Raw genomic sequence first — 14,272 nt, forward strand, 5'->3', positions numbered from 1 at the left:
GCTGCGCCTATCAAAGCATCGAACCCCGCCCGGCTGGAGGATGCCGGACGGGGTTCTTCTTAGGCGCGGGCTGCAGATCGCGCTGCCTTCACTGGGGGTGGGGGCAATGCCGGCCCCGCGCACCTGCGGGCGTCAGGGGTGGATCAGCCCGGCAGGAAGACGCCGTCAACGACATGCACGATGCCGTTGGAGGCTTTTACGTCTGCGGTCGCCACCACGGTGGTGCGACCGGTCGCGTCGGTGATCGCGAGCGTGTCGCCGAAGCGCGAAACGGTGAGTTTTTCACCGGCAAGCGTATCGACGGTGATCGCGCCGCGCGCCTGCTCGATCTGACCCACAAGGTCGGCTGCTGTCACACTGCCGGCCACGGCGTGGTAGGTCAGCACATTGGTCAGCGTGGCCTTGTTTTCGGGCAGCAGCAGCGTGTCCACCGTGCCGTGCGGCAGCTTGCCGAAGGCATCGTCGGTCGGCGCGAAGACGGTGAAAGGGCCGTTGCCCGACAGCGTTTCGACAAGACCGGCTGCCTGGACCGCGGCGACAAGCGTAGTGTGAACGCCGGTGCTCTGCGCGACACCGACGATGGTCGGCGCGCTCTTCTCCGCAGACTTGTGATCATGCGCCACGACCGGCTGTGTCAGCGCGACGGCTCCGCCGCCCAATAGGGCGAAGGCGGATGCAGCGGCGAGGGCTTTCTTGGTGAACGACATGGCTATTCTCTCCTGTTATTTCGCCAAAGGCCCCGTCCAACCTGGCATAGGAGATACGCATCGACCCGGGCGGGGGATGCATTGGGTTTTGCAATTCTTGAAAGAAACTGTTCAGAGCGCGGTGAATTCGCCGCGCGCGACGATCGGGCCAACCTCTCCGTCGGCAGGGGCCCCGCCGAGCGGTTCGCGGGTCAAAACGAGGTCCGCCCCATCGACCAATTGTGCTGCCAGCCCTTCGTCGAGCGAGGTGCGCCTGATTTCGCCCGGCGCGACCACGCCAAGCGACTGCGCCGACCCTTCCGCAGGGACTACCCAAAGCTCGTGATCGTGCACGCCGTCGGCGGACAGGCCAGCAGCGGAAACGAGCAATTCGCGCTCGCCGCCGAGATAGGTAACTTCGAGCCGCAGCCCTGACTCGCCTACCGGGATTGAGGACGCCAGCGTTGTGGTCTCCACGGGCGGTGGCCCGGGCTGGGTGCCGACAGGCAGAAATGTCAACGCGAGCAGGACCGCGGCCGCTACCGAACTGAGGCCGGCAAGCCACTTCCAGCGTACGACCTGCCGTTCCAGCGAAATGACAGTGTCGCCGGTATCCGTGTCGGCATTGAGCCTGGCTTCGATTGCGTGCCACAGGTCTGGTCGCGGTTCGGCGCTGGGCACATCGTCCAGCAGCGGACCGAGATGGGTCTCCCATTTCTCGACCGCTTCCGCGAACACCGGATCGTTCGCCTGCATCCCGCGCGCGCGCAGCAGGTCTTCCCCTTCGAGAAGGCCCAAAGCGTATTCCGCGGCAAGAGTATCTGTATCGGTCATTGGTAATCGAGGCAGGTCTTGAGTTTGGCGAGGCCGCGTCGGATACGGCTTTTCATCGTGCCGAGCGGCGTGTCGCTTTCTTCAGCGAGTTCAGCATAGGTCCGCCCTTCGAGGAATGCACTACGGATCGAGGACCGCGTCGGTTCTTCCAGTTCATCGAGGCAGTGATGGATGCGCGCGGAGCGTTCCGCGTCTTCCAGCAGCCGGTCTGCGCGGGGCGCCTCGTCGGCGAGCTCCATCGCTTCATCGACCGGTACGGCGCCTGCGCGAACCTTGCCGGTGCGCAGGCGGTCGATGGCTCGATTACGCGCGAAAGTGGCCAGCCAGCTGATCGGGCTGGCAGCCTTGGGTTCGAAGCGGTCTGCGCGCCGCCACAGAGTAAGATAGACATCCTGCAATGCGTCCTCGGCCTCCTTGCGGTCCTTCAAGATACGCAGGCAAATGCCGAAAAGCTTCGCATGAGTCGCGCTATAGATCTCTTCCAGCGCCGCGCGATCGCCTTCGGACAACCGCACCATGGCCGCGCGCAATTTCTCGCGGGCTGCAGTGGCGCGATCGTCGCTCAACAGCCGCCCCCGCAGTCCGCACTGCGCTCGATCTGGATCGTCGCGTGATCGATCTTGAACCTCTCGCGTAGCCGGGCGGAGAGCGCGGTCAGGAACTCATCACCATTGCTGCCATCGGGCATGACGAGATGCGCGGTAAGCGCGGTTTCCGTGGTGCTCATGGGCCAGATATGGAGGTCGTGCACCAGCGAGACGCCCGGCTGCCCGATCAGGAAGCTTTCCACTTCCTTCTCGCAGATGCTGTCGGGCACAGCGTTGAGGCCCATCTTGATGCTGTCCTTGGCCAGGCCCCAGGTGCCCCAGGCGATCACCGCGACGATCACCAGGCTGGTCGCCGGATCGATCCAGAGCATGCCGGTCAGCAGGATCGCCGCCCCGGCAATCACCACCCCCACCGAGACCAGCGCATCCGCCGCCATATGCAGGAACGCGCCGCGGATGTTGATGTCGTGCTGGCCCTTCACGAACAGCAGCGCCGTCGCTGTGTTGATGACCACCCCGATTCCCGCAACCACGATCATGGTCCAGCCTTCGACCGGTTGCGGGTCGAGCAGGCGATGCATGGTCTCGAACAGGATGGCGCCGATGGCGACGAACAGCAGCGCGGCATTGGCGATCGCGGCAAGGATGGTCGAGCTCTTGTAGCCATATGTGAAGCGTCCGGACGGCGGCTTCTTCGCAGCCACGGCCGCGGCCCAGGCGAGCAGAAGCGCCATCACGTCAGACAAATTGTGCCCGGCATCCGCGACCAGCGCCATCGAGCCCGACAGGAAGCCATAAGTCGCTTCGACGATGACAAAAGCGGTATTGAGAACCACGCCGATCGCGAACGCGCGACCGAAATCCTTGGGTGCGTGGTGGTGATGCCCATGGCCATGATTATGGCCATGGCTGAGCCCATGCTCGTGCCCTTGCGAGGGGGCATGCCCGTGTTGTGGGTGTGTCGCGCCCATTACCCTAGTCGTAGACGCAGGAATCCAATCCGTCACGCCGCACGACGCCGATACGCGCAGCAATCGTATTGCCATGACGGCGCAGCCAGCCGCCGGGATTGGTGACCGCGCGCTGCTTGGGCAGGGGCAGCGCGACTGCCATGCGCGCGGCTTCGATCTCGCTCAGCGATGCTGCGGATTTCTGGAAGTATCTTTGCGCGCCTGCTTCCGCGCCGTAGGTCCCGATCCCCATTTCGGCGATATTGAGATAAACCTCCATGATCCGCCGCTTGCCCCAGATATATTCGATCAGCACGGTGAACCACGCCTCCAAGCCTTTGCGAACATAGCCGCCGCCTTGCCACAGGAAGACATTTTTGGCGGTCTGCTGGCTGATCGTCGAGCCGCCACGGATGCGCCCGCCACGCGCATTGTTTTCCGCCGCCTTCGCGATCGCTTCGGTGTCGAACCCACCGTGCAGGCAGAACTTGCCATCCTCCGCCGCGATCACCGCGCGTACGAGGTCTCGGTCGATATTGTTGAGCGGCTCCCAGTCTTTGGTAATGGCGTTTTCGTCCATCACCATGGTCGCCGTGATCGGCACCGGAACGAATTTAAACAGCACCACCAGCAACAGGCTGAGCGCGACGAAACCGAGCACGATTTTGGTGAGGAACTTGGCGAACCAGAGCATGGCGCTGGATTAGGTTCGCTTATCGCCAAATGCAACGAGGCCCCGACCTTGCAGGAACGGGGCCTCGTCAAGAATTCGCGAAACGACTTACGCCGCGCCGGGCAGCAGCCTCTCGCCAGCGATCCGCTGCATCGCCTTCTGCAGCTTCTCGAAAGCGCGCACCTCGATCTGGCGGATGCGTTCGCGGCTGACATCGTAGACCTGCGAGAGCTCTTCCAGCGTCTGCGGGTTTTCCGTCAGTCGGCGTTCGGTCAGGATGTGCTGCTCACGCTCGTTGAGCGCGTCCATCGCCTCGACCAGCATTTCGTGCCGGACCTGCGCCTCTTCGGCGTTGGCCACGGTCTCGTCCTGCAGCGGGCGATCGTCGGTCAACCAGTCCTGCCACTCGCCCGAGCCGTCCTCGCCATTGCGCATCGGTGTGTTGAGCGAGCCATCGCCGCCCATCATCATCCGGCGGTTCATGTTGATCACTTCCTGCTCGGGCACGCCGAGGTCGGTTGCGATCTTGGTTACGTCTTCGGGGCTCAGGTCGGTGTCTTCATAGGCCTCGAGCTGCTTCTTCATCCGGCGCAGGTTGAAGAACAGCTTCTTCTGCGCGGCGGTGGTGCCCATTTTTACGAGCGACCAGCTGCGCAAGATGAACTCCTGCATGCTCGCCTTGATCCACCACATCGCATAGGTCGCGAGGCGGAAGCCACGATCGGGCTCGAACTTTTTCACGCCCTGCATCAGCCCGACATTGCCTTCGGAAATGAGGTCGCTGACCGGCAGGCCGTAGCCGCGATATCCCATCGCGATCTTGGCCACGAGCCGCAGATGGCTGGAGACCAGCTGTGCGGCGGCTTCCGGATCCTCATGCTCCTGATACCGCTTGGCGAGCATATATTCCTGCTCGGCGGTCAGCACGGGGTATTTCTTGATTTCGGAGAGATAGCGGTTGAGGCTCTGCTCACCGCCCAGCGCCGGAATGGCGACTGCTTTTGATTTGCTCACGTCTTCCCTAACCTTTCTAGCGTCGACCTCAGATGCCGGACCCCTGCTGGGCATCCGTGCGGGTGGGCCACATGGTTACATATAGAGCAATGCCCACGGATTTGCACTGCTATTCATCGATATCAACGAGCGGTTTCGTCGATCAGTTCCTGCATGTCTGCGGGTAAATCGGCGGTAAATTCGACCCATTGGCCGGTTACCGGATGCTCGAACCCCAGCATTGCCGCATGCAAAGCCTGTCGCGCGAAGCCCAGTTCCTTGAGAATCGGCCGTAACCCCTTGGGATCCCGGCCATATGTTGGATCTCCCAATAGCGGATGGCCGATTGACTGGCAGTGAACGCGTACCTGGTGGGTGCGCCCGGTTTCCAGCCGGCACTCGATCAGGGCGCAATCCCTCAATCGTCGCAGGGTCTTGTAGTGGGTGACGGCGTGTTTGCCACGCGAAGAATCCTCGGGAAGCGGCGCCATTTTCTTGCGATCCCGCTCGCTGCGCCCAATTCGCCCCTCGATCGTGCCTTCAGCCGGGTTGGGATGGCCTGCGCAGAGCGCCAAGTATCGGCGATTGATCGTATGCTCGGCGAATTGCGCGGCCAGTCCCTCATGCGCGTTATCCGTTTTGGCTACCACCAGTAGCCCCGAGGTATCCTTGTCGATCCGATGGACGATCCCGGGCCGGGCGACGCCGTTGATGCCGGACAGCTGGCCACGGCAATGATGGAGCAGCGCATTGACCAGCGTGCCATCCGGATTGCCTGCCGCCGGATGCACGACCATCCCGGCCGGCTTGTTGACGACGAGCAGGTGTTCGTCTTCGAACACGACATCGAGTTTGATGTCCTGTGGCTGCGCCTCGGGATCGACCGTGGGTGGTAGGGTAATGGTATAGGGCGTGCCTTCGCTGCCCTTCGCGGAGGGATTGGTGGCGGGATCGCCATCCACCAGCACTGCACCCCCCTGCATCAATGCCTTCACCCGCTCGCGCGAAAGCCCGGATGCTTCGGCCAGTGCCTTGTCCAGGCGGCCGACGCCTGTGAGTATGCCAGTTATGACTTCGCGTCCTGCCAAGTGTTCGATCCATTCCGCCGTCATTCCCGCGAAGGCGGGGATCCAGCTTTACTTCGAAGACCCACAGGGTGAGAAGCTGGATTCCCGCCTTCGCGGGAATGACGGGGTGTTGCAAGGGGTAGCGGTGCTGACGATTGAAGCCTCGGTGATGGATGCGTTGCTCGCAGAAACTTCTCTTGCGCATCCCCTTGAATGCTGCGGTATTCTCTTGGGCGAGCATAATCACATCACCGCAATCCAGCCTGCCGCGAATGTCCATCCCCAGCCGCAAACCCATTTCGAGATCGATCCGCAGACCCTGGTCGATGCGCACCGCGCTGGCCGCAACGGTGGACCGCAGGTGCTTGGCTATTACCACTCGCATCCGACCACTGTGCCCGAACCCTCGGCTACCGACGCGGCCATGGCTGCGCAGGATGGCAGCATTTGGGCGATCATAGGACAGGGCGAGATCATTTTCTGGCGCGACAGGAACGATGGATTTGCGCAACTTTCCTACTCCATTCTCGACGGCTAGAGCGGACGAATGCCGCGACTGAATCCCGCTTCGACCCCCAAGCTCTACGCGGGCGGCTGGCAGGGCGCGTTTTTTGCGCTAGGACAGTGGTCCATGCGGTCCATGTCTCGTGAACGTCTTCAGGAACCAGGTTTCATCTATGAACGATAACGACGCCGTCACGCTCGCCAGCCAATTGTGCTCGCGGCTTTGCCATGACCTGCTTTCGCCGGTCGGCGCCCTGTCGAATGGTCTGGAGTTGCTCGCCGAGGAGGAGGATCCCGAGATGCGCCAGCGGTGCCTCGAACTGCTCGAGGCGAGTGCGCGGACGAGCGCCAACAAGCTGAAATTCTTCCGTCTCGCATTCGGTGCCGCGGGTGGTTTCGGCGACCGTGTCGGGGTGGATGAACCCAAGGCGGTTATCGATGCGCTGGCACAGGATGCAAAGCGGGTCGAGGTCAACTGGGCGCTGGCGGTCGATGCACTGCCCAAGCCGGCGGTGAAGGTAATGCTCAATTTCGCCCAGATGGGGCTGGACGCGCTGGTGCGCGGCGGCACGCTCGATATCGGGGCGGAGCGCCGTGACGGGGCGAGCGAGATCGTCGTTCGCGCAACCGGCGCGAAAGTCGCTTTCGACGACAGCATCGGTCGCGCGCTCGAAGGCAGCTTGCCGGAAGACGGGCTGAGCGGCCGCACCGCCGCCGCGCACATGCTGGCGCTAATCGCCGAGCAATCGGGCGGTAATCTGCAATACCAGAAATCGGAGGACGCTCTGGTCCTCGGAGCGATGTTGCCCGAAGGATGAGCGAACTGGTCCATCACGAGAGGCCCTCGCCCAATTTCAACGATCGCAAGCTGCCGATCAGCATGGTCGTCCTGCACTATACCGAGATGAAGCCGGTCGAGACCGCGCTCGACCGGCTATGCGATCCCGAGGGCGGGGTCAGTGCGCATTATCTCATCAGCGAGGAAGGCGAAGTCACCCGGCTGGTGCCGGAAGACAAGCGCGCCTGGCATGCGGGCGTCTCTTACTGGCGCGGGCACAAGGATGTGAATTCGGCCAGCATCGGGATCGAGCTCGATCATCCCGGCCATGTGCTCGGTTATCGCGAATTCTCCGACGCGCAGATCGATGCGCTGATCCCGCTGCTCCACCGTATCGTGCAGAACCATGACATTCCGCGCGCCAATGTGGTCGGGCATTCGGACGTCGCGCCGGCGCGCAAGGTCGATCCGGGCGAGCTGTTTCCGTGGGACCGGCTGGCGGAGTACAATCTCTGCCTGCCCAAGCCGGAGAAGCTGGACCTGGGCAATCCGTTCGACAATGCCGGTGCCTTCTACCTCGCGCTCGAACGGTTCGGATACGACGTTACCGACGGACTCAAGGCGGTCGAAGCCTTTCAGCGCCGCTGGCGCCCGGAGAAGATCGATGGCGAAATCGACGGCCAGATCTGCGCGATCCTGTTCCAGCTGTTGCTCGACCGCGACCGGGGCGTGTCCCGCTAACGGCGCGCACTGGCTTTCCTGCAAGGATAATCGCGCCTATATGTGCTCTTGCCAGGGGGCCGGGCAGCCGCTCCTTCGACAAGCTCAGGATGAGCGGGTTGTTAGGAGAGGAAAGTCCGGGCTCCACGAAGCAAGGGTGGCGGGTAACACCCGCCCGGTGACCCCGGATTACGTCCGGGGGAGCCGAGGGACAGTGCCACAGAGAGCAGACCGCCTGATCCGTCAGGCAAGGGTGAAAGGGTGCGGTAAGAGCGCACCGGGGGGCTGGCGACAGTCTCCGCATGGCAAACCCCACCCGGAGCAAGGCCAAATAGGGACCTCGCGCCGAAAGGCAGGAACGCTTCGTTCCGAGAGGTCCGGGTTGGCTGCTTGAGCGCGCGAGCAATCGCTCGCCCAGATGAATGGCTGCCCCTGCATCAGCAGGACAGAACCCGGCTTACAGGCCCCCTGGCACTACCGTTTGCGGCTTTCCTACTTACCCCCGTTCATGCCATGCCCACGCCGGGCTCCCTCAATATCGAGCGGACACAGGGGGATGAAAATGTTCGAGACACTACTGGCGGTGGTAGCTTCAGCGACGTCGGTACAAACTGATGACGATTTGGCCGCCCGGGCGATCTCCGCGTGCGGTTTTGCCGAATTCGATGTCACGCCAATCGATGCGGGCAGCGCATCCGATTTCGAGGATTTTGCGACGCAGGTGGAAGCGGCGCTCGGCGAAAAGATCATGATCGTCGGCGGAGACCTGAGCGGGGCCGACATGCGCCGCCTCTCGGGGAGCCTGCCCGGATCCTGCTTCTACCAGACCAAGCTTTCGGGCACCGACTGGAGCGGGACCGACCTGATCGGCACCAAGTTCGTCGGCACGGACCTTTCGGGGGCCAGGTTCGAAGGAACCAATCTGACCGACGCACGCCTGGTGGGTGTAGATGCCGGCGGCGCAAATTTCGCCGACGCGAAACTCGGTAACGCCAGATGGGTGGGCCAGAACTTCGGCAGCAAGCTAGCGGGGGCAAGCTTCGTAGGGGCATACCTCAATTATTTCACATTCGATTGCGGCATCACCATGGACATGCAGTGCGGTGGCAGCAGCGGAGTCGATTTCAGCGGGGCCAATCTCAGCAACGCAGATCTGGCCAGTTACCCGATCTGGGGCTTGGACACATTCACCGGTGCCGATTTCAACCGTGCCTTCATTTCGCCGCGTGCTGTGAAATACTTGGACGATGTCGAAGTGCGGCGCTCGATCACGCTCGGCCATCGCAGCGATGAAGCTGGTGACCGGCGTGCGCAGGTCCGATTGACCACAGCCGAATTTACGGAGCTGAAAGCGAGTATCGAGACGCAGACGGATGAGCCATCCTTCGATTGCGCAAAGGCCAGCATTAAGGCGGAAGTGCTGATTTGCGCTGAATATCAAAGCGGACTGCGCCACATGGATCGCGATCTCTCTTCGCTTTACCGGCATGCTGTGAAGCGAGGCGCAACGTCGCAACGCGAGCAACGCGCATGGCTGCGCCAGCGCAATCGCTGCGACAGCGCCGAATGTGTCGCACAGGCCTATCAGGCCCGCATGGATGCGCTCTTTGGCGCGGTGGGGGTAGAGCTTGTGCTGACCCCCAATGCCGCACTGGAATTCGAAGAGGACCTGCTGCCGGTCGCCGACACCATGCGAAGCAGCGCTCTCTACCAGAAGATGGTGCCGGTCATCCGTAGCTTCTCGATGCAAAGCGTCACGCTGACCGCCATGGAGGATGGTCGCATCCTCGCGCGCGGCGAAGCGGTTGGCGGCAATGCGCATACCTGCTCGCTCCACGGCGATGCGCTGGTCTACGATCCCGACACGGGCTGGTACGCAGGGGAGCTCGACGATGGCGCGCTCGTGCCAATCCTGCGCGTGTGGGATAACCGCCTGTTCTTCCGCTATTCCGGCAATATGGGCGATACACCTGACGAGGCCGCCGACTTCATCACCTGCGGCGCACGGGCCGGCTTTGGCGAAATGCGGGCCGTCGGCAAGTGATGGCAGCCTAATAGCAAGGGGCGCCCCCGGATGGTCCGGGAGCGCCCCTTGTCTGGCCTTCGATCAGGCGATCAGAAACGCCAGTTGAGCGTCATGTTGGCCTGGTTGTTGGTCAGCTCGCCGCGGCCGATGTCCGAGGTCACGCTGAGCTGGGTGCTAAGGCGATTGGTCAGCGCCATCTCCGCCCCGGCATTGACCGCCACCCACTGCGTGTCGAGCTGACGCGCGATGGAGAAAGGCAGGTCCGCTGCGCCGACGAAACTTGCCGTCACCACATCCTGGCTGTCCCCCAGCTCGCGGGCATAGGCTACCGAACCGAACGCCTTGATGACACCGGTCTGTCCGACCTTCATGCCGAGCGAGGCCATCGCGCCGATCTTCGCCCCGATCGAAGTGAAGCTGCGGTCGTCGACATTGAGTCCGAACTGCCCGGCGCCATATTCGCGGTAGCCGCCGAGGTTGGAACGGACGTAATCCACGCTGGCGACCGGACCCAGTCGCACGTTCTCCATCGGCTCCATCGCATAGCCCATGCGGATACCGGCGAAGTTCTGGCTGCCTTCGGCATTGCCGATGGCGCTGTTGAAGCTGCCTGTGGCGTTGCCGACGGAGCCGCGAGCGGTGCCGTAGCGCTGGTCTGAGAAGCCGAAGTAGGCATCGGCAAAGCCCCTGCCGAAGGTCTTCGCGGCATAGATCGCCCCCGAGGTGCTCTCATTGTCCATCGGGCTCAACGCGCCGAAGGCATTGGCGCTGTCGCGCACGCTCGACATGGCGACACCGATCACGAGGCCGTCGGCGACCTTGTAGTCGGCACCCAGCGTCAGCTCTCCGGCCTCGGTGAAGGCTGCTTCGCGAACGGCGTTGGTGCCGGTGTTGCGATCGCCCTGCGCCATGGTCAGGTAGGAACCGCTGACCGACGCGAAGAAGCCGAGCTTGCCTTTCGTACCCGGGGCCGTCCCGGCTTGCGCGAAGCTTGCGCTGCCCGCTGCCGAAAAGCCTGCCGCGCCGCTATCCGCGCCGCGCAGGCGGAGCGTCCGCTGTGCGACCTGGCCCGTGAAGCGCTGAGCGAAGTTGGTGGCCGAGAAGGTCTGCTGGAACCCGCTCGTCGGGGTCAGGCCGGCAAGGGTCTGCCCGAAGATATCGAACCCGGCCATGTCAACGACGCTGAAGACGCTTTCGAAGTCGGCATAGCGACCGCCGAAGCGCAAGGTGTCGAGCACGGAGGCAAGCGAGCTGAGGTCGCTCTGCGCACCGACGATCTGCGCGATCGGATTGGCTCCGATCGCGACGATCACGTCACCGCCATCGACCCGCGTACCGGCAAACAGCACCGGCGAACGCGTCAGCAGCGTGACCTCGTCGAAATTGCCGAGCACACTGTTGGCCGTCAGCACAGTCCATTCGGCACCGAACTTGGCGGTGATCTTGCCGGTCGGCTTGACGAAGAGATCGCCCGCCAGGCTGGCATCGCCGGTCACCACGAGCTGGTCGAATTCGAGCGGCTTCTTGCCGCGACGCTTCACGTCGACCAGCAGCGTGCCTTGCGATGTCTGCACGTAGTCGCCATCGATAGTGAAAGTGCCGATGGCATTGTCACCGCCCGGCGAGACGACGCCCGAGACATTGAAGAAGGCATTGGTCGCGACTGTGCCATCGCCGCCCATCGTGCCACCGAACAGCAGCACGTTGCCGGCATTGAGCTGGCCATCGATTTCGGCGTTGCCGCGATATTGCTCGACCCCGATGATGCTGGTGAACTCATATGCCTCTGGCAGGGCAAAGCCGGTGTTCTTGCCATCGATGGTCAGGCGGTCGATCTCGACATCCATATCCACCGTGGTGGTGCCGGGATTGACCAGCAGGACATCGAAATAGAGGGCAGGGTTTTCGAAGGCGGTGCCCGGCGTGCCGTCGGTGTTGTTGGGCACGAAACCGGTTGAGCCCGGGCCAAGCAGCACCGAGGACTCAGGGATGTTGGCCCCGAAGTTCGGTGTGCCTTCCGGCGGCAGGACGGCGGTAGCATCGTTGCTGTTGCCGGAAATGTCTTCGCCGAGGATCAGGCCGAGGCGCGGACCTTGCTCGTAAACACCGGGCTCATCGCCGCCCGGAACACCATTGACGATATTGCCGTCCGAATCTTCGATGAAGAACCCCGGATCGAGATCCTGCGTCCAGCGTGCTGGATCGGACCACACGCCATTGCCCGATTTGGCCGAAACGTATTTGTACGGCGTGTTCTCGGTGATGAACTCGAAGAACGGGTAGAGCGGATTGTAGAAGCTGATATCGCCATAGCGGTTGCCGGTGCCGAAGAAGTCGAACCCGCCGCTCAGCACGCCTGTGATGAGCGGGAAGGGCGCGATCTGGTCTGCGATCAGCGGGGAGCCGCTGTCCCCCGGCGCGGTGCCGGCTTCCTGGGGCAAGGCATCGCCATCGAACCAGTCGATCGCCAGCACGGTGTCTATGTTCGGGCAATTTATTCCGAACCCATCGAAGGTACAACTATCTTCCCCCGGCGAGGTGCGGCGGGGATCGTCAAAATCGATCCAGTACAGCGCCTGCGTCTCGAAGCCGAGAGACGACTCGCTGGGAGCAAAGCCCGGGAAGATCGTGTCGATCAGATCGGCCGAGGTAGCGACCGCGCCGAGCATGTTTTCGCCCACGCGGCGCAGGAATCCGATCCCTTGCGCACCGGTTTCGCCGGTGCCGGTGGTGCCGTAGCCGGTCACGATCATGTGCGTCAGCTCGTCGAGCGGCGTCAGCAACAGCGGCATCGCCGGAACGTCGGTGATGGGCGTGTCGAGCGCGATGAACGCGACATCGGCCCAGGGGAAGGGCAGGGCGCCATTCTCGAGGTTGGCGGATGGGTGAATAATGACGTCGGTGCTCTGAGCCACGCCGCCTTCGTTGTAGCCGCTGCCGAAATCGAGATAATTGAAAAGGCGGCTCGACGTATCGACGCCCGTAGCCACCAGCATGGTGCTGTCGGCGCCGGTGCTCGGCAGGCCGTAGTCCTCCGATCCGCGCGCGTTGAGGCAGTGCGCTGCTGTCAACACGGTACGCGGATTGATCATCGTGCCGGTGCAATTGAAGAACACGCCGCCGGAGATATTGCTCTGGCGGAAGATCTGGACGACCGACGGGAGTGTATTGGCAGTATCTACTGCACCAGCGGTGCCGATATCGTCACGCACGATTAGCTCGGGATAGGCTGGAACCAGTGCGCCATTGACCTGTCGTTCGATCGCCGGACCAGGGGTGCCGATCGCAATCTCGGTCGAGACAATAATGTCCGCCGATTGCATAGTGCGAAAACCGGCAAAGTTGCCTTGCGCTTCCAGTGAGACTTCGTCGCTGGCGTCGTTATCGTCATTTGCCAGCGCTGGGCTGGACGCGAGCGCTGTGGCGAGGCCGATCGTGGCGACGCCTACGAGATATTTCCGAGTCTTCATGAACTTCCCCCATCGTGATGGGAGAGGCCACAAGCCGCTCAAGCAATCGACTAGCAACTATAGAGCGACTCGCGACCCCGCCCTGTTATGATGTCAGGAAGAGATACCATCGCTCCGCAGTCGTCAATGCTTCGATTTTTCGCAACTAATATGCGTCCCTAATCTCTATGGTTTCGGATCGTTATTCTTCGGTGATGGGAACAATGTAGCGCGCGGCGCGGTATCGACTGCATGACCGGTGAAAATCCCAGACAGCGCAGCCTGCTCCAGCGCCTCGCCATCCTTGTCGCCGTCGCCTGGCAGATCGGCGCGACCTTCCTCCCCCAGCTTGGCCTTGGAGAGCCGATCGGCGATCGCTCGGACAGCGTCCGCACGCTGATCACCCCATCGGGCTGGGCCTTTGCCATCTGGGGGCCATTGTTCTTCGGTTCGGCCGTTTTCGCGCTGTGGCAGATATTGCCGAAACAGGTCGACAATGCTTTGGTCGCGTGGATCGGCTGGTGGGCGGCGCTGGCGCTTGCCGCGCAGGGGGCGTGGGCGACCTATACGCAATTCGCCAACCTGACCGCGATCAGCGCGATCATTATCGCAACTTCACTGTTCGGCCTCCTCGCGATCCTGCGAATCATGACGCATTTCTCGCGGGACTTCACGCTGGCCGAGCGGATCATCGTGGGCGTGACATTCAGCGCGCTGGCCTCCTGGCTTACTGCCGCGACCATCGTAAACATCTCCGCAACACTGGTTTACCATGGTCTCGCCGGGGGCTTCGAATATCCCGCCATCGCTGCGCTCATGGTCGTCGTCGGCGGCACGATCGCCGCAGCGGCCGTTGTGCGCAGCAAGGGCAATCCCTGGTTTGCGGCAGTCTTTTGCTGGGCGGTTCTGGCGATCTATTTCCGCGGCGGGCAGGAGGCGGACAGCATAGCACTCGCCTGCATCATCGCCGGCCTGCTGGTCATCGGTGCAGCGATAGTCGGCCTGCGCGATGCGGAGAGCCGACGCCGTTGGTTCGGCTAATCC

13 protein-coding genes and 1 other RNA gene are annotated in these 14,272 nt (G+C 62.7%); 6 read left to right on the forward strand and 8 right to left on the reverse strand.

The window, feature by feature from the left end:
• Positions 1–143: 143 nt before the first annotated feature.
• From EL2594_RS01145 to EL2594_RS01175, 7 genes are all read right to left on the reverse strand, one after another.
• Positions 144–707, reverse strand: coding sequence for a fasciclin domain-containing protein (locus EL2594_RS01145; RefSeq protein ID WP_011413198.1), 564 nt, complete (start codon positions 705–707; stop codon positions 144–146).
• A 111-nt stretch (positions 708–818) separates the two neighbouring features.
• A complete protein-coding gene (locus EL2594_RS01150) occupies positions 819–1,520 on the reverse strand; it encodes an anti-sigma factor (protein WP_011413199.1) in 702 nt (233 codons plus the stop codon).
• Complete coding sequence (locus EL2594_RS01155) at positions 1,517–2,086, reverse strand: sigma-70 family RNA polymerase sigma factor (protein ID WP_011413200.1); 570 nt, start codon at positions 2,084–2,086, stop codon at positions 1,517–1,519. The genes EL2594_RS01150 and EL2594_RS01155 overlap by 4 nt, the downstream gene beginning before the upstream one ends.
• The gene (locus EL2594_RS01160; RefSeq protein ID WP_011413201.1) at positions 2,083–3,039 is read right to left on the reverse strand and encodes a cation diffusion facilitator family transporter; all 957 of its coding nucleotides are present in this window, start codon (positions 3,037–3,039) and stop codon (positions 2,083–2,085) included. The genes EL2594_RS01155 and EL2594_RS01160 overlap by 4 nt, the downstream gene beginning before the upstream one ends.
• A gap of 4 nt (positions 3,040–3,043) precedes the next feature.
• On the reverse strand, positions 3,044–3,712 hold the full coding sequence (mtgA, locus tag EL2594_RS01165) for a monofunctional biosynthetic peptidoglycan transglycosylase (protein WP_011413202.1): 669 nt from the start codon (positions 3,710–3,712) through the stop codon (positions 3,044–3,046).
• Between the two features lie 87 nt (positions 3,713–3,799).
• On the reverse strand, positions 3,800–4,759 hold the full coding sequence (gene rpoH / locus EL2594_RS01170; protein ID WP_418904578.1) for an RNA polymerase sigma factor RpoH: 960 nt from the start codon (positions 4,757–4,759) through the stop codon (positions 3,800–3,802).
• A 68-nt stretch (positions 4,760–4,827) separates the two neighbouring features.
• Positions 4,828–5,796 (reverse strand): RluA family pseudouridine synthase, encoded by a 969-nt coding sequence (locus EL2594_RS01175; protein ID WP_011413204.1) that lies wholly within the window; start codon positions 5,794–5,796, stop codon positions 4,828–4,830.
• On the opposite strand from EL2594_RS01175, the gene EL2594_RS01180 reads away from it, so the two are divergent.
• The 5 genes from EL2594_RS01180 (at position 5,753) to EL2594_RS01195 (ending at position 9,797) form a co-directional block, all read left to right on the forward strand.
• Positions 5,753–6,289, forward strand: a complete 537-nt coding sequence (locus tag EL2594_RS01180; RefSeq protein ID WP_233994296.1) for a Mov34/MPN/PAD-1 family protein — start codon at positions 5,753–5,755, stop codon at positions 6,287–6,289. The two genes, EL2594_RS01175 and EL2594_RS01180, sit on opposite strands and share 44 nt — an antisense overlap.
• Positions 6,290–6,428: 139 nt before the next feature.
• Positions 6,429–7,073 (forward strand): histidine phosphotransferase family protein, encoded by a 645-nt coding sequence (locus EL2594_RS01185; protein WP_011413206.1) that lies wholly within the window; start codon positions 6,429–6,431, stop codon positions 7,071–7,073.
• Entirely contained in the window at positions 7,070–7,774 is a 705-nt protein-coding gene (locus EL2594_RS01190) for an N-acetylmuramoyl-L-alanine amidase (RefSeq protein WP_011413207.1), read from the forward strand. The genes EL2594_RS01185 and EL2594_RS01190 overlap by 4 nt, the downstream gene beginning before the upstream one ends.
• Positions 7,775–7,825: 51 nt before the next feature.
• An RNA gene (rnpB, locus tag EL2594_RS14985) (RNase P RNA component class A) lies at positions 7,826–8,229 on the forward strand.
• 86 nt (positions 8,230–8,315) lie between these two features.
• A complete protein-coding gene (locus EL2594_RS01195; RefSeq protein ID WP_196793216.1) occupies positions 8,316–9,797 on the forward strand; it encodes a pentapeptide repeat-containing protein in 1,482 nt (493 codons plus the stop codon).
• 71 nt (positions 9,798–9,868) lie between these two features.
• On the opposite strand, the gene EL2594_RS01200 is transcribed toward EL2594_RS01195, so the two are convergent.
• Complete coding sequence (locus tag EL2594_RS01200) at positions 9,869–13,249, reverse strand: autotransporter domain-containing protein (RefSeq protein WP_011413209.1); 3,381 nt, start codon at positions 13,247–13,249, stop codon at positions 9,869–9,871.
• A gap of 231 nt (positions 13,250–13,480) precedes the next feature.
• Here EL2594_RS01200 and EL2594_RS01205 point away from each other — a divergent pair, with 231 nt between their 5' ends.
• The gene (locus tag EL2594_RS01205; protein ID WP_011413210.1) at positions 13,481–14,269 is read left to right on the forward strand and encodes a hypothetical protein; all 789 of its coding nucleotides are present in this window, start codon (positions 13,481–13,483) and stop codon (positions 14,267–14,269) included.
• Positions 14,270–14,272: the final 3 nt, after the last annotated feature.

The sequence above is a fragment of the Erythrobacter litoralis HTCC2594 genome (assembly GCF_000013005.1).
Classification (GTDB): Bacteria; Pseudomonadota; Alphaproteobacteria; order Sphingomonadales; family Sphingomonadaceae; genus Parerythrobacter; species Parerythrobacter litoralis_A.